Genomic DNA, 15741 nt, shown 5'->3' on the forward strand with positions numbered 1-15741 from the left:
GAGCCCGCTGGGCCGCCGATCTGCTCGCCGCCGCCGACGCCCTCACCCGCCGACTGTGAGGCGAATCTCAGCATGCGGTTGAGCGCCCGGCGTGGCGGGCCGGCGTCGCGTCGAAACCCGACGGCCGTCACGCCGGCGTGACGTTCGACACCCAGAGCCACTCTGGCGTGGTGACGGGGGTGCGGGCGGGCACTGCGTCCGGATAACGCAAAAGCGCTCAGTTCATGAGAACTGAGCGCTTTTACCTCTGTACCCCCGATGGGATTTGAACCCGCGCTACCGCCGTGAGAGGGCGGCGTCCTAGGCCGCTAAACGATGGGGCCGTGTCGTGGATCGGACTCCCTCTCGGGAACCTCGCTCCGTTTTGGCAACTCGAAGAGTATGACACACGTTTCGGGCGGTTTCCAAATCGAGGCGCCGGCGGGCGCGCGGGGTCACGCGAACGCCGCGACGGCGGCCGGAACGACGCGGATCCCGGCCGGCATCGCATCGGCTCGCTCAGGCTTGCGCACGCCGGCCGCACGGGTGTTGGCTCGAGGCATGCGCCTCACGAAACTCGAGCACGCGGCCCTCCTCATCGAGGACTCGGGCGACAAGCTGTTCATCGACCCGGGCAAGTTCACGACGCCCATCACCGAGTCGGCGGGCACCGTCGCCGTCGTGATCACGCACGAGCACGACGACCACTGGGCCCCCGACCAGCTCGACCGCATCATCGAGATGAATCCCGATGTGCGGATCTTCGGGCCGGCGGGGGTCGCCGCCGACGCCGAGCACTACCCGGTCGAGGTCGTCGCCGCAGGCGACGCCGTCGAGGTCGGCCCCTTCCACTTGCGGTTCTTCGGCGGCGAGCACGCGCTCATCCACCGCTCGATCCCGATCATCGACAACGTGGGCGTCCTCGTGAACGACGCGCTCTACTACGCCGGGGACTCGTTCGCCGTGCCCGAGGGGGTCGCGGTCGATGTGCTCGCCGCCCCGGCGGGTGCACCGTGGATGAAGCTGTCGGACTCGATGGACTACGTCGAGGCGGTCGCGCCTCGCCGCGCCTTCGCGACGCACGAGATGCTGCTCTCGCGCGCCGGCAAGGCTCTCGCGAACACCCGCCTGGCATGGGCGACCGAACAGCACGGCGGCGAGTTCCTGCCGCTCGAGCCGGGCGACACGCTCGACTTCTGAGGCTCAGTCCCCCGTATTTCCGTTGCCGTTGCCGTTGTTGCCATTCCCGTTATTGCCGTTGCCGTTGCCCTGATCGCTGCTGCCCTCGTCGCCGGCGCCCTCGTCGTCCCGGTCGCCGACACCGGGTGGCGGCTCGACCACGGGGCCCGGTCCGGCCTCGGTGAAGGGCCCTCCCCCGTACTTCGCAGCGGCGACCGACATCACGACGGGCCACATGCGGTGCCGCGCCTCGGCGGCCCGCCCGCTGTCGAACCAGATGCCGCGCTGGTTCGCGTCGCCGTTCACGCTCACGACCGCCGCGACCGTCGCGACCTCCGTGCTCGCACCGGCCATCCAGGTGTCCTTCGCGCCGTCGGTCGTTCCGGTCTTGCCGATGAACGGCACGTGCGGCACGGTGTTCTGATCCGACTCCCACGCCGTGCCGTTCATCACCCGGGTCATGCCGTAGTGCATACCGGCAGCCACCTCGGGCGACACCGACTGCGTGCAGGTCGACGCGGGCGGCGGCAACTCCTCGCCGTCCCGTCCGACGATGCGGTCGATCGCGATGGGGCTGCAGGTGCGCCCGTTGTTCGCGATGCCGGCGAAGGCCACGGCGACGCTCAGCGGCGCGACCTCGTTCGTGCCGATCACGGTCGAGGGACTCTCCAGCAGCGGGTCGCCGTCGGCCCGGTGCATCCCGAACGCCTCGGCCGTCTTCCGGATGCCGCAGAGGTCGAGTTCCTTCGCCATGCCGAGGAAGCCCGTGTTGATCGACTGGACGGTCGACTCGAGCGCCGTGTAGGCACCGCCGGATTCGCCCGCGTCGTTCTTCGGGTTCCAGTTCTCGCCCGAGACGTCGTAGTCGCCGAGGCAGCTGTCGTGGAAGACGCCCCAGTTCGATCTCGGGCGCGAGTCGACGCGCTCGCTGAGCCCGTGCCCCTCCTTCAGCCACTGCGCGAGCGTGAAGACCTTGTACGTCGATCCGGGCTGGAACCCGCGCGAGCCACCCTGGTCGAAATCGGTGTTGTAGTTGATGCTCGTGTACTCGGGGCCCGAGGCGAGCACGGTCGGGTCCTGGCTGTACCGCTTGTTCTGCGCCATCGCGAGCACGCGCCCAGTGCCGACCTCCACGCTCACGACGACCCCGCCGAGGTCCCACCCGGGGTAGGTCATCGGCACGTTCTCGGCGATCGCCCGGACGGCCGCGCCCTGCAGGTCGACGTCGAGCGTCGTGTACACGTCGTAGCCGCCGCGGCGGAAGTTGAGCATGCGCGTCTCGGCGTCCTCGCCGAAGCTCGGATCGGTCTGCAGGATGTTCTTCACGTAGTCGCAGAAGTAGGCACTCGCACCGGCGGTCTGGCAACCGGTGCTCGGTTCCGTGATCTTCGGCTCGACCGGCGTCGCGATCGCCTCGTCGTAGCGGTCGCGCGTGATCTTCCCGAGGGTGAGCATGCGCTTCAGGATGTAGTCGCGGCGCGTGTGGTTCGCGGCATAGCCGTTCGCGGCCCCATTGGCCTCGCTGTCGGGCTCGTCCAGCCGGAACTTCTCCGGATTGTTCACGATCGCGACGAGCGACGCAGCCTGCGGAAGAGTGAGGTCCGACGCCTTCGTGCCGAAGTAGTAGTTCGCCGCGGCCTCGATGCCGTACACGGTGCCGCCGAACCCCGCGATGTTGAGGTACCCGAGCAGGATCTCGTCCTTGCTGTAGCGCTTCTCGACCCCGATCGCGAGCCGCATCTCCTTCACCTTGCGGTCGATCGTGGTCTCGGTGACCGCGTCGTAGCAGTCGTCTCGCGCGGCCTCGTCGGTCTCGAGCTCGCACTGCTGCACCCGCACGTTCTTCACGTACTGCTGGGCGATCGACGAGCCGCCCTGCGTCTCACGGCCGCTCGCCGTCGTGACCGCCGCACGCAGCGTGCCCTGCAGGTCGATGCCGCCGTGCTCGTAGAATCGCGGATCCTCGCTCGCGACGGTCGCATCCTTCACGTCCTGGTCGACGGCCTCCCACCCGACCTCGACCCGGTTCTGGTCGTAGAACGAGGCCATCATGCTCGGCCGGCCCGTCGCGCCGATCACGTAGATGTTGCTCTTCTCGCTGAGCTCGTCGATCTTGAGATACCCCGGCAGGCTGTCGAACATGCCGATCGTGCCGCTCGCGGCCATGCCGACCATGGCGATCGCCGGCGTCGCCGCCGCCACGACGAGTGCGGCGACGGCGGCGCTCGCGGCGATGAGCCCGACGAACCCGCCGAGCACCCCCAGCGGCGTGCGCGTCTCGGCGAAGTCTCGATTGCGCTTGTTGCGCGGTTCCGACGACTTCACCCCGACGCACCCCCAGCCACAAGCAGTACGCGGCGGATGCGAGCGGAATCGATCCGCGCTGTCATTCCATGACACCGCAGCCGGCCGGACTTGTAAAGCGTCCGGTCGGCCGGTTGCGGAATCGAAGCGGCGCCCGGCCCTTCAGGAGGCGAGCCGGTCGCGTCGCACCGGCCGCCATCCCGGGCGAGGCACGGCCGCGCGCAGCGAGCGCGTGTACGGGTGCACCGGGTTCGCGAGGAGGTCCGCGGTCTCGCCCGAGTCGACGACGATGCCGTGCTCCATCACGATCATGCGGTCGGAGATCTGGTTGACGACGGCCAGGTCGTGCGAGATGAACAGATAGCTGATCTCCCGCTCGGCCCGGATGTCGGCGAGCAGGTTGAGGATCTGCGCCTGGATCGACACGTCGAGCGCCGCGACCGCCTCGTCGAGGACGATGACGGCGGGGTCGGCCGCGAGCGCGCGCGCGATCGCGACGCGCTGACGCTGCCCGCCCGACAGCTGATGCGGGTACTTCGACGCGAACTGCTCGCCGAGGCCGACGCTCTCGAGGATCTCGAGCGCCGCCGTCCTGGCTGAGCCTCGGCGCCCGGAGCGGTTGGCGTGCAGGACCACGCTCGTCTCGACGATGTCGCCGACACGCTGCCGTCCGTTGAGCGACGAGTACGGGTCCTGGAACACGTACTGCACCTCCCGCGCCCAGCGACGGCGGTCGGCGAGCCGCTTCACCCCGCCGGCGCGAGACTCCCCGCGAACGGTGAGCTCGCCGCCGGTCAGGGTCTCGAGGCCGACGAGCATGCGCGCGACCGTCGTCTTGCCGGAGCCCGACTCGCCGACGATCGCGAGGCACTCGTCGGGATGCAGCTCGAACGACACCTCGTCGACGGCGACGATCGGCTCGTCCTTCGCCCGCCCCGGGAACACCTTGCGCAGCCCGCGCGCGACGACGATGGGCTCGGTCCTGTCGGTCATGCTTCCGCCTTCATCAGTTCGTGGGTCTCACGGTTGTAGCGCAGCACCGGCAGCCGGTCGGCTCGTTCGTCGATGCTCGGTCGAGCGCCCAGCAGCTCGACCGTGTAGGGATGGCTCGGCGCGTCGTAGACGTGCGCGCCCTGCTCGACGATCTCGCCGGCGTACATGACGGCCAGTCGGTCGCAGCACGCTGCGGCGAGTTCGAGGTCGTGAGTGATGAAAAGCAGCGCGAGCCCGCGGGCACGCCGCTGCTCGTCGAGGATCGCCATGACGTCGGACTGCGCGGTCACGTCGAGCGCGGTCGTCGGCTCGTCGGCGAGGATGAGCCTCGGCTCGGTGAGCAGCACGCTCGCGATCATCACGCGCTGCAGCAGCCCGCCGGAGAGCTCGTGCGGGTACTGGCGCAGCCGGTGCTCGGGATTGCGCACGCCGACCTCGTCGAGCAGCACGACCGCCCGGCGCTCGGCCTCGCGGCGATCGACGCCCCGATTCTGCACGAGCGCCTCGGTGAGGAAGTCGCCGACGCGGTGCACCGGATTCACGTGGGCGCGCGGGTCCTGGAAGATCATGCCGACGTCCTGCGAACGGTAGCGCCGCAGCTTCGCGGCGTTCATGCCGAGCACGGACGCCCCGCCGAACTCGATCTCGCCGGTGACGGCGAACTCGGGTCCGAGCATGCGGGTGATCGCGCGAGTGGTGAGCGACTTGCCCGACCCCGACTCGCCGACGAGTCCGAGGGCCTCGCCCTCGCCGATCTCGAGCGAGACGCCGTTGAGCAGGGTCTGCTCGCCGCCCTTGAGCCGCAGGGTCGCCCGTACGTCGTCGAGGCGCAGCAGTGGTGCGGTCATCGGAGGCTCCTTGCGCTGGAGGTGAGTCGGTCGCCGATGACGGTGACGCACCAGACGATCACGACGATGAGCGTGCCGGCCGCGATCGCCTCGATCGGGTGGCCGCGCAGCATCGAGTCGAAGCCGCTCTTGACCATGAGGCCGAGGTCGGCCGTCGGCGGCTGCACGCCGAGCCCGAGGAACGACACGGCGGCGAGGTCGATCACGGCGAAGCCGAGCGACGAGACCGCCTGCGCGACCACGATCGGCTGCACGTTCGGCAGGACCTGCGTGAACGTGATGCCCGTGCCCGACTGCCCCTGCAGCCACGCGGCCGAGACGTACGGCATGTTCCGCTCGCGGAGCGCGGCACCGCGGACGACCCGGGCCACGTAGGGGATGTAGGCGATCGAGAGCCCGGCGACGACGGTGCCGAGGCCCGGGCCCCAGATGGCGACGGCGATGAGCCCGAACACGATGCCAGGCACCGCGAACAGCACGTCGAGGAGCCAGGTGATGACCGTGTCGGTGCGGCCGCCGCGCCACGCGGCGAGGAGCGCGAGCAGGACGCCCACGACGGTCGCGATCAGGATCACGAGACCCGGGCCGGCGAGCGTGATGCGCGCGCCCCAGATGAGCCGCGAGAGGATGTCGCGGCCGAGTGCGTCGGTGCCGAGCAGGTGCGCCGGCGAGGGCCCCGACAGCGCCGCCAGCAGGTCGGGGAAGTCGGGATCGTAGGGTGCGACGATCGGCGCGAACAGCGCGGCGACGACGATCACGAGGAGCACGGCCGCCGCGGTGCAGCCGAGGACGCCGAGCCGGTCTCGCGTCGCGGTGACGACGCCCGCTCGGCGTCGCTCCCGCGTCACGCGCGCGACGGCGAGGCTCGTGGTGGATGGGGTGGTCATTGCCGGCTCCCGAGCGCGATGCGCGGATCGATGAACGTGTAGAGGAAGTCGACGACCGCGTTCACGACGACGAACGCGACGACGAGGACGAGGATGACGGCCTGGACGACCGCGAAGTCGCGCTGCAGGATCGCCCGCACGAGCAGCGATCCGAGCCCGTCGAGCGCGAACACGTTCTCGACGACGACGGCGCCCGCGATGAGCGTCGCGATCGTGAGGCCGAGCACCGTGACGATCGGCACGAGCGAGTTGCGCAGCACGTGGTGCCGGACGATGTACCGTGGCGCGAGACCCCGCACCGTCGCGGTCTGCACGTGCTCGCGCCCGCTCTCCTCGAGCACCGCCGCACGCGTGATGCGTGCGAGATAGGCGGCGCTCGCGACCGAGAGGGCGATCGCCGGCAGGGTGAGGTGGTGCAGCGTGTCGATCCCGCCGGTTCCCGACCCCAAGGTCGGGAACCAGCCGAGGGTGACGGCGAAGATGCTGATCAGCGCCACGCCGACCACGAACGACGGCGTCGAGAGCCCGACCGCCGCGAGCGTCGACGTGAGCTGGTCGCTCCAGCCGCGCCGGAGCGCGGCGTACGTCCCCGCCAGGATGCCGACCACCGCGATGATCACGGCCGCCATCGACACGAGCACGAGCGTCGTGGGGACGCGACCCGAGATCAGCGTCGAGACGTCCTGCCGGTAGACGATCGAGTAGCCCAGGTCGCCGTGGAGGATGTCGCCGAGCCAGGCCACGTAGCGCACGAGGAAGGGGTCGTTGAGGTGGTACTGCTCGGTGACCGCGGCGATCTGCTCGGGTGTGCCGCCGCGCGGCCCGAGGATGAACGCAAGGGGGCTTCCCGGGGCGAGGTACAGCAGTCCGAAGACGAGGAAGGAGGTCACGAGCAGGACGAGCAGGAGCCCGCCCACGCGTCGCAACAGGTAGGAGCCGGCCGACATGGTTACTCCACGCCGCCGAGCGTCGCCGCCCACGGCGCGTAGAGGTAGGCGAACGAGGCAGTCGCACCCGAGATGCGGTCGTTCTGCACGAGGGTCACCGGCTCGCAGGCGAGCGGGAGCCAGGGCAGTTCGTCGGTGATGGTCTGCTGCGCGTCGATCACGTGGTCGGCACGAGCGGCCTCGTCGGTCTCGGCGCGCGCCGCGAAGATCGCGTCGTCTGCGTGGTCCCAGCCCGCGTAGTTGTGGCTGTCGGTGCTCGCGAACATCTGGTACACGTCGGTCGGGTCGGCGAAGCTGCCGTACTGCGTCGTGAAGAAGCCGTCGATGCCCTCACGCGCCGCCGGGTCGAAGTAGAGGTTGCCGAACTGCTCGACCGGGATCACCTTGGTCTGGATGTCGAGGCCGATCGCCTGGCCGGCGGCCTGGATGACGTTCGCGGTCTGCTCGTGCACGGCCGAGCTGCCCTGCACGGCGAGCACGATCGGGGCGACCGTGCCGGCCTCGGCCACGAGCTGCTTCGCCTCCTCGATGTCGGGGTCGGCCGAGAACCCGTCGAACGCCTTCGCGAACTTCTCCTCCTCGTAGCCCCAGTACGCGGGGCCGGCGAGGGTGGTGGCGGGGATTCCGGCGCCCTGGAAGACGACCTTCGTGAGCGCCTCGCGGTCGATCGCGAGCGAGAGCGCCTGGCGGATGCGGTCGTCGCCGAGGCCGCCGTCGAAGTTCGTCGTCATCATGGTCCAGAACACGAGCGAGTCGCCGAAGGTCACGGTCACCTCGTCGCTGTCGGTGAGCTGGCTGAGGCCGGCGGGCGGAAGGTAGAAGTACTGGCCGTCGACCTCGCCCGTGCGGAGGGCGTTGACCGCCGTCGACTCGTCGGCGATGAAGCTGAAGCTGAGTTTCGACGCGAGCGGCGCGCCGTCCCAGTAGGCGGGGTTCGCCGCGAGCTCGATGCTCTTGCCCGAGTTCCACGCCTCGAGCGAGAACGGGCCCGTGCACTGGAGACCGCCGTCGGGCGTGCCGAACGCCTCGCCCTGCGCCTCGGCCGCGGCCTTCTGCACGATCGCGCCGGCCGCGGTGGCCATGGCCTGGGTGAACAGCACGTCGGGCTGGGTGAGCTTCACCGTGACTTCGTTCGGGCCGGTCGCCTCGACCGACTCGACGTTCTGGAAGTAGCTCGAGAAGTAGCTCGTGGCCGTCTCGCCGACCTGGCGGTCGAGCGAGTAGACCACGTCGTCGACCGTCAGCGGTGTGCCGTCCCAGAACGTGACGCCGTCGCGGATGGTGTAGACGACGGTCGTGTCGTCGGGCTGGGTGACCCCAGACGCGAGGCCCGGCTCGACCGAGAAGTCGGGCTTCATGCGCAGCAGGCTCTCGCAGAGGTTCGCGGTGGCCGTGTTCTCCGCGTAGTTGTAGCCGAACTGCGGGTCGAGCGACATCGGCTCGTACGGCAGGTTCCACGTCACCTCGTCGACCAGCGCGGTGCCGGACTCCGTGGTGGTGACGAGGTTGTCGAAGTCGACGGCGAGCGCCGCCTCAGCGTTCTGGTCGGTCGACTGCGCGGTGCAGCCGGCGAGGGCGAGGCTCGCGGCAGCCAGGGCGGCTGCGGTGAGCGTGATACGGCGTCGGAACACGGGGGAACTCCTTTGTCGTCGTGTCTCTGGATGAGGGGTGGTGGGGGTGTTTCGGATGGGTGGGTGGGTGGAGATCGGAAGGGGTGCGGCGGGCCGGCTCAGCGCCGGTCGAACACGAGCCCGTCGCGGATCACGCTGACGGGGCCGGGACGGTCGACCACGATCTGCGCGATCGACTCGCCGGCGAACTCGACCCGGGTCGGGTGCTCCGGGCCCGAGAACTCGGCGAGGTCGGGTACGCCGATCAGGCTCGCCCCCTCGGTCGAGCAGATGCGGTAGCAGCGCTCGAGCTCGTCGTCGGTCATGGCGCCCGTGCGATACGCGAGCAGGTGCGCGCGATCGACCATGCTGCCCGAGCCGAACGGCGTCCAGGAGTCGCGGACGCCGTCGCTGCCGGCCACCAGGCGGACGCCGTGACGCCCGAGCTGGTCGAGATCGGGCACGGGGTCGTCGCCGAGGGCGCAGTTCGCGATCCACACCCCGGCATCGGCCACAGTGTCGAGCGTCGCGCCGAGCGTGGGGAGCGAGGCATCCCCGAGCGCGAACGCGTGGCTCACGGTGACCCGCCCCTGCAGGCCGGCCGCTCGCGTGCGCCGGGCGATCTCGCGGATCTGCGCGAGGCCCGGCTCGCCGCCGTCGTGCAGGTGGATGTCGATCTCGCGTCCTGCGCGCTCGGCGAGCCCGAAGACGGCGTCGAGGTGGCCGTCGACGTCGCCCTCGAGGCCGAGCGGGTCGATGCCGCCGACGAGGTCGGCACCACTGTCGAGCGCGGCGGCCATCGCCTCGACGGTTCCCGGATTCGTGAGCAGGCCGAACTGCGGGAACGCGACGATCTGCACCGTGAGCCACGGTGCGAGGCGCTCTGCGGCAGCTCGCACGCCCTCGACGTTCCTCGTGCCGAGTTCGCTGGAGACGTCGACGTGCGCGCGCATCGCGAGCGTGCCCTGCGCGAGCGCGGTCGAGAGCAGCGCGTGGGCGCGCTCTTCGACGCTGCGGGCGTAGGCGCGCTGCGTCGCGAGGTCGTTCGCGATGAACTCCGGCAGTGAGCCGGCACGACGGCGAGACATCCACGGACCGCCCCAGCTCGACTTGTCGGGGTGGATGTGGGCGTCGACGAGCCCCGGAGCGGCGACGATGCCCGTCGCCGAGCGGTGGTCGCCGGCCAGCTCGGCCGTCGTGTCGGTCATGCGAACGAACTCCTTTGTCCGTGAGGGTCGGCCGGGGTCTGCCGGCGCGAGATTTGTAAGATGTATGATAACCATACATTCCGCCGGGAGCGGAAGATCGAGAGAATGGAAATCGTGAAGCCCATCCAGCGAAGGTCGATCGTCGACTCGGTCGTCGACCGCCTGCAGTCCGAGATCGCGACGGGCGCCTGGCCCGTCGGCACGCGGATCCCCACCGAGGCCGAACTCACCGAGACATTCGGCGTGAGCCGCCCGTCGGTGCGCGAGGCGGTGCGCTCGGTCGCGCAGCTCGGGCTGCTCGAGACACGACAGGGCGACGGCACCTACGTGATCGCGAGCGACGCCACCGAGGTCGCCCTCCGACGCGCGCTCGGCGTCGCCGACGCGCGCGAGGTGCTCGCCGTGCGCCGCGCGCTCGACGTGCTCGCGGCGCGCGAGGCGGCGACGCACCGCGACGACGACGACGTCGCGGCCCTCCGGGAGGAGCTGCAGCATCGCCGCACGGCGATCGACCGCAACGACGTCGACGCCTTCGCCGACCACGACGTCGCGTTCCACGTCGGCGTGGCGGCCGCCTCGCACAACCGGCTGCTCGTGGGCATCTACGCGAGCTTCGATTCGTCGCTGCGGCATTCGGTCGCGCAGAACTCGTGCCTCTCGAACAATGCCGATCCCAGTGCGGTCGACCTGCACGAGCAGCTGCTGCGCGCGATCGAGGCCGCCGACCCCGAGGCCGCGACCGCCGCGGCGCTCGGCGTGCTCGACCAGACCGAGCGCTCGCTCGATGCCTGACCGCCGGCCGCAGCCGATCCTCGCGGTGACGGCGCTCGTCGCCGTCGGGCTGCTCGCCGGATGCACGGCCCGGCCCGGACCGACGGGGGTCCCGACGGCATCGGCCCGGCCCGCCACGACCGCCCCGACCGCAGAGGAGACCGCCGTGCCCACCCCCGAGATGACGCCCGACCGGGCCACCGCCCTCATCGTCTCCGCGACCGCCGCGGGCGACCTCGCCGGCGTCGAGCGCGCGATCGCGAACTCGGCCGATGTCGACGCGCGAGACGGCGAGGGCCGGCCCGTGCTCGTGACGGCGACCCGCGCGAACGACGTCGCCGTCGCCCGAGCCCTCCTCGAGGCGGGCGCCGACCCGAACGCGAAGGACGGCATCGAGGACTCGGCGTTCCTCTACGCCGGGGCGGAGGGCCTGAACGACATCCTGCGCCTCACGATCGCGCACGGCGCCGACCCGAAGAGCACCAACCGCTACGGCGGCACCGCGCTCATCCCCGCGAGCGAGCACGCGCACGTCGAGACCGTCGGCATCCTCATCGAGGCGGGCGTTCCCGTCGACCACGTCAACAACCTCGCCTGGACGGCGCTGCACGAGGCGATCGTGCTGGGCGACGGCGACGACGCGCACGTCGAGACGGTCCGACTGCTGCTCGCGGCCGGCGCCGACCCGTCCATCCCCGACGGCGACGGGGTGCTCCCCCGCCGGCTCGCCGCACAGCGCGGCTACGACGCCATCGTCGCCGAGATCGACGCGGCGAGCTGACTCGAGGCGGATGCCTCGTGGCGCGCGCTCGTCGCGCATGCGTTCGACTCCCCGCAGCGGGCCACGACCGCACCCTCGGCGGGGTCATCCCGCACGAGCAGCGGCGAGCCGCGCCTCAGCTGCGAGCGGCGCTGCGCGCCGGAGCGGCAGGAGCCGGAGGCATCCTTCTCACCTGGCCGAAGCGCTCGGCCACGGGAGCCAGCAGGAGCGGCCGGGCGAGCACCCAGCCGGCGACCATGACGGCGAGCGACACCGCGAACACCGCGAACCCGACCCAGTCGTCGCTCTCGCGGGCCGCGTACATGTGGTTGAGGTTGCGCAGGGCGCCGGTCGCGAGCACGAGCACGACGTGCACGGCGGTGAAGAGCAGGAAGAACAGCATCACCGGGTAGTGCAGCGCCCGCGCGAACCGCTCGGGCGGCGCCGAGGCGAGCGCCCCCCGCATCGGCCACACCGGCGACAGCCGCAGTCCCGTGAGGATCGCCAGCGGCGAGGCGATGAACACGATCGCGAAGTACGCGAGCACCTGCGCGTCGTTGTACGAGACCCACGAGTTCTCGACGGGCCACTCGAGCGAGAGGTACTGCAGCACGACCGAGATCGAGTTCGGCACCACGTCCCAGCTGGTCGGCACGATGCGCAGCCACTGCCCCGTCGCGAACAGCAGCACGACGTAGACGACGCCGTTGAGCACCCAGAACGCGTCGACGACGAGATGCAGCCACACCGAGATCCCGAGCCGGCGCGGCGCCCCGTTCGTGCGCGGCCAGCGGGTGTTGTCCCGCGTCCAGAAGGCCGGCGGCCGCGCCTTCGACCTGATGATCAGCCCCGTCCGCACGAGCATCACCAGGAAGAAGGCGTTGAAGAAGTGCTGCCACGCGAGCCATGCCGGGATGCCCACCGGCGCCCCCTCGGGCAGCGGGCTGTGGCCCGGGTACTCCGCGATGAAGTCCTGCACGGCCGGCGCGGTGCGAAGGAACCGGGCGACGACCACGGCGACGACGAGCAGGATGACGGCGCCGCAGGCGAGGAGCAGGGCTCGCTTCACGGAGAGTCCCCGTGACCCGGGGCGCGAGGTTGAGGGCACGTCACTCAGCGTGACAAAGGCCCGCGAACGGCGCAACTCCGCGCCGTCACGTGACGCGGGCGCGCCGGGGATTCGGCGACGGACGGGGCAGATGCTCGCGCGATCGGGCTCGGCGCGCCAGAGTGGGGGCATGTTCGAATCGGACGCTCGCGACGTCGCCCAGCGCAGTTCGACCGGGTCGTTGCCGTTGAAGGACCACGTCGACGAACTCGTCGCGGCCGCCCATGCGCGCTATGCGGACCTCCACGAGGGCACCGTGGCCGACTACATCCCGGTCCTCGCCGAGGCCGATCCCGCCTGGTTCGGTCTCGCCGTGGTGGGCGCGGACGGCGGCGAGCATCTCGCAGGCGACATCGGGCTCGCCTTCTCCGTCCAGTCGATCTCGAAGGCGTTCGTCTTCGCGCTCGTGTGCGACGCGATCGGTCACGAAGCCGTGCACGAGGTCATCGGGGTGAACAACACGGGACTCGCGTTCAACTCGGTCGTCGCGGTCGAGCTCAACGGCGGCAGCCCGATGAACCCCATGGTGAACGCGGGCGCGATCGCGACGACCGCGCTCGTGCCGGCCGGCCACGCCGACGAGCGCTGGCAGCTGATCCGCGACGGGCTCAGCCGCTTCGCCGGCCGGCCGCTCGCACTCGACGGCGAGGTGTACCGCTCGGAGTCGTTCACGAACCACCGCAACCAGGCGCTCGCCCGGCTCCTGCAGAGCTACGACCGGCTCGCCATCGACCCGGAGGAGGCGGTCGACGTCTACACGCGGCAGTGCTCGCTCGCGGTCACCGCGCGCGATCTCGCGGTCATGGGCGCGACGCTCGCCGACGGCGGGGTGAACCCCGTCACGGGTGAGCGCGTCGTCTCGGCGGAGACCGCACGGGACACCCTCGCACTGCTCGCCTCGTGCGGCATGTACGAACGTTCGGGCGAGTGGCTCTTCGAGATCGGACTGCCCGCGAAGTCGGGCGTCTCGGGCGGCATCGTCGCCGTCGCACCGGGCAAGGGGGCGGTCGGCGTCTTCTCACCGCCGCTCGACGAGGCCGGCAACAGCGTGCGCGGCCAGCGCGCCTGCGCCTACCTGTCACGCGCCCTCGGACTCAACCTGTTCGCCTCCGACCCACAGCCGCTCGTGGCGCGAACCGCGCCCACCGACGAAGGAGACCTGCGATGACCACACCCGCACCGACCACGAACGGCGCGAACGGGGCGGATGCCTCGGGGCCGGCACCGCACGCAGTCGAACGCCGCTCGTGGGCGCCGATGGTGGGGCTCTTCCTCGCCCAGGTGCTCATGTCGTTCAACGTCGCCGCGCTGCCGATCTCGCTCGGCGGCATGGTCGAGGACTTCGGCGTGCCGCCGACGGTCGCATCGACGACGATCGTCGTCTACGGCCTCGCGGTCGCGGCCCTCGTGATGACGGGCGCGAAGCTCGGCCAGCGCATCGGGTGGGTGCTCATCTTCCGCGTCGTCGTCGCGGTGTTCGCCGTGTCGTCGGTCATGATGATCCTCTCGACGACGATCGGCTGGGCGATCGCGGGGCAGGTGCTCGCCGGCGCCTCCGCCGCGATCATCGTGCCCGCACTCGTGGCGCTCATCGCCGAGAACTACCGCGGCGACCAGCAGGCCACCGCCGTCGGCTCGCTCGGCTCGGCGCGCGCGTTCTCGGGCATCAGCGCCTTCCTCATCGGCGGTACGCTCGGCACGCTCGTCGGCTGGCGTCCGGTGTTCTTCATCACGCTGGGGCTCGCCGTCGCCGTCTTCGCACTGAGCTTCAGGCTGCGGGGCGACCGGGGCGACCGGAGCATCCGCATCGACCTCGTCGCGTCTGCGCTCATCGGCGCCGCGATCGTGCTGCTCACGCTCGGCTTCAACAACCTGAACGCGTGGGGCATCCTGCTCGCCGAGCCCGGGGCGCCGTTCTCCGTGCTCGGCCTCTCCCCCGCGCCCGTGTTCGTCGTCGTCGGGCTGATCCTCGGACAGGCCTTCTTCATGTGGACGAAGCGCCGCATGCGGCTCGGCCGGGTTCCGCTCGTCGATCTCGGCGTGCTGAGCGAGCCGACCGAGCGGGCGGCCGTCTACGCCATGTTCATCATCGTCGCGATGGAGGCGGCCGTGAACTTCACGGTGCCGACGTACATCCAGGTGGTGCAGGGGCGCACCCCCTTCGACACCTCGCTCGCGATGATGCCGTTCAACCTCACGGTGTTCGTCACGGCGACCCTCATCGTGCGCTTCTATCGTCGGCACAGCCCGCGTACGATCGCGCTGTTCGCGTTCGGGCTGACGACGGCCGCGCTGATCTGGCTCGCGTTCGTGGTCACGAACAACTGGGAGACGGTGCCGACGATCGTCGGGCTCATCGTGTTCGGGATCGGCCAGGGCGCGCTCGTGACCCTCGTGTTCAACGTGCTCGTGACCGCGGCTCCCAAGGAACTCGCCGGCGACGTCGGCTCCATCCGCGGCACGACGCAGAACCTCGCGAGCGCGGTGGGCACCGCGCTCATGGGGGCCCTGCTCGTCACGATGCTCACGCTCAACTTCACGCAGGCAGCGGTCGAGCACCCCGAGATCCCCGAGGAGCTGAAGGCCGAGGTCGGCCTCGGCCAGGTGAACTTCGTCAGCAACGACGACCTGCGCGCGAAGTTCGAGGAGACGAGCGCGACACCCGAGCAGATCGACGCCGCCGTCGCCATCAACGAGGAGGAGCGGCTGAACACGCTGCGCCTCGGGTTCCTCGTGCTCGCCGGTCTCAGCGCGCTCGCGGCACTGCCCGCGTCGCGCCTGCCGAAGTACAAGCCCGAGGAGATCCCCGACCCGATGGCCGCGGGCGGCGACGACGTCTGATGCGCTGGTCCGGCGCGCGAGTGCCGGGGTGCCGCGACGGAGGCGTCCCGGCGCCCGCTCCCGCCATCGTCAGTGGGTGGGTGGGGTGAGGGTGTCGGTGTAGTCGATGAGCCAGGAGCGCAGGTCGGCGCCGAGGTCCTCGCGATCGACCGCGAGCTGGATCACGGCCTTGATGTAGTCCAGCTTGTCGCCCGTGTCGTACCGGCGACCCCGGAACACGACCCCGTACACCCCGCCCGTGCCCGCCACATCTCCGGCCATCGTCATCAACGCATCGGTCAACTGGATCTCACCACCCTTGCCCGG

General features: G+C 70.6%; 13 protein-coding genes and 1 pseudogene. 5 read left to right on the forward strand and 9 right to left on the reverse strand.

Translation table 11 applies throughout. The annotated features are described in order from the left end of the window. Positions 1 to 540 precede the first annotated feature (540 nt). Entirely contained in the window at positions 541 to 1179 is a 639-nt protein-coding gene (locus ACWGPE_RS17490; protein WP_231430698.1) for an MBL fold metallo-hydrolase, read from the forward strand. A gap of 3 nt (positions 1180 to 1182) precedes the next feature. Here ACWGPE_RS17490 and ACWGPE_RS17495 read toward each other — a convergent pair whose 3' ends face one another. The 7 genes from ACWGPE_RS17495 to ACWGPE_RS17525 all read right to left on the reverse strand — a co-directional run bounded on the left by ACWGPE_RS17495 (position 1183) and on the right by ACWGPE_RS17525 (position 9955). Further along, entirely contained in the window at positions 1183 to 3483 is a 2301-nt protein-coding gene (locus ACWGPE_RS17495) for a transglycosylase domain-containing protein (RefSeq protein ID WP_452049163.1), read from the reverse strand. A 141-nt stretch (positions 3484 to 3624) separates the two neighbouring features. Beyond that, positions 3625 to 4455 (reverse strand): ATP-binding cassette domain-containing protein, encoded by an 831-nt coding sequence (locus ACWGPE_RS17500; protein WP_231430696.1) that lies wholly within the window; start codon positions 4453 to 4455, stop codon positions 3625 to 3627. Then, on the reverse strand, positions 4452 to 5303 hold the full coding sequence (locus ACWGPE_RS17505; RefSeq protein WP_275506819.1) for an ABC transporter ATP-binding protein: 852 nt from the start codon (positions 5301 to 5303) through the stop codon (positions 4452 to 4454). Before ACWGPE_RS17505 ends, ACWGPE_RS17500 begins: the two co-directional genes overlap by 4 nt. Beyond that, positions 5300 to 6190, reverse strand: coding sequence for an ABC transporter permease (locus ACWGPE_RS17510; protein WP_231430694.1), 891 nt, complete (start codon positions 6188 to 6190; stop codon positions 5300 to 5302). Before ACWGPE_RS17510 ends, ACWGPE_RS17505 begins: the two co-directional genes overlap by 4 nt. Then, positions 6187 to 7137 carry an ABC transporter permease gene (locus tag ACWGPE_RS17515; RefSeq protein ID WP_452049164.1) on the reverse strand — a complete coding sequence of 317 codons (951 nt, stop codon included), beginning with the start codon at positions 7135 to 7137 and terminating at the stop codon, positions 6187 to 6189. Before ACWGPE_RS17515 ends, ACWGPE_RS17510 begins: the two co-directional genes overlap by 4 nt. A 2-nt stretch (positions 7138 to 7139) precedes the next feature. Then, on the reverse strand, positions 7140 to 8768 hold the full coding sequence (locus ACWGPE_RS17520; RefSeq protein WP_452049165.1) for an ABC transporter substrate-binding protein: 1629 nt from the start codon (positions 8766 to 8768) through the stop codon (positions 7140 to 7142). Between the two features lie 98 nt (positions 8769 to 8866). After that, entirely contained in the window at positions 8867 to 9955 is a 1089-nt protein-coding gene (locus ACWGPE_RS17525) for an amidohydrolase family protein (RefSeq protein ID WP_452049166.1), read from the reverse strand. A gap of 114 nt (positions 9956 to 10069) precedes the next feature. On the opposite strand from ACWGPE_RS17525, the gene ACWGPE_RS17530 reads away from it, so the two are divergent. Then, on the forward strand, positions 10070 to 10747 hold the full coding sequence (locus ACWGPE_RS17530; protein ID WP_231430690.1) for a FadR/GntR family transcriptional regulator: 678 nt from the start codon (positions 10070 to 10072) through the stop codon (positions 10745 to 10747). After that, positions 10740 to 11507, forward strand: coding sequence for an ankyrin repeat domain-containing protein (locus tag ACWGPE_RS17535; protein WP_452049167.1), 768 nt, complete (start codon positions 10740 to 10742; stop codon positions 11505 to 11507). The genes ACWGPE_RS17530 and ACWGPE_RS17535 overlap by 8 nt, the downstream gene beginning before the upstream one ends. Positions 11508 to 11622: 115 nt before the next feature. Here the strand turns inward: ACWGPE_RS17535 and ACWGPE_RS17540 are convergent, their stop codons facing one another. Beyond that, complete coding sequence (locus ACWGPE_RS17540; protein ID WP_452049168.1) at positions 11623 to 12555, reverse strand: cytochrome b/b6 domain-containing protein; 933 nt, start codon at positions 12553 to 12555, stop codon at positions 11623 to 11625. Between the two features lie 169 nt (positions 12556 to 12724). Here ACWGPE_RS17540 and glsA point away from each other — a divergent pair, with 169 nt between their 5' ends. After that, positions 12725 to 13762: a glutaminase A gene (gene glsA, locus ACWGPE_RS17545; RefSeq protein WP_231430687.1), complete on the forward strand. Its 1038-nt coding sequence runs from the start codon at positions 12725 to 12727 to the stop codon at positions 13760 to 13762. Next, positions 13759 to 15435 carry an MFS transporter gene (locus ACWGPE_RS17550; protein WP_275506813.1) on the forward strand — a complete coding sequence of 559 codons (1677 nt, stop codon included), beginning with the start codon at positions 13759 to 13761 and terminating at the stop codon, positions 15433 to 15435. Before glsA ends, ACWGPE_RS17550 begins: the two co-directional genes overlap by 4 nt. A gap of 69 nt (positions 15436 to 15504) precedes the next feature. Here the strand turns inward: ACWGPE_RS17550 and ACWGPE_RS17555 are convergent. After that, a pseudogene (locus ACWGPE_RS17555) lies at positions 15505 to 15741 on the reverse strand (UTP--glucose-1-phosphate uridylyltransferase); the annotation flags it as partial.

The organism is Agromyces sp. NPDC055658 (genome assembly GCF_053618155.1).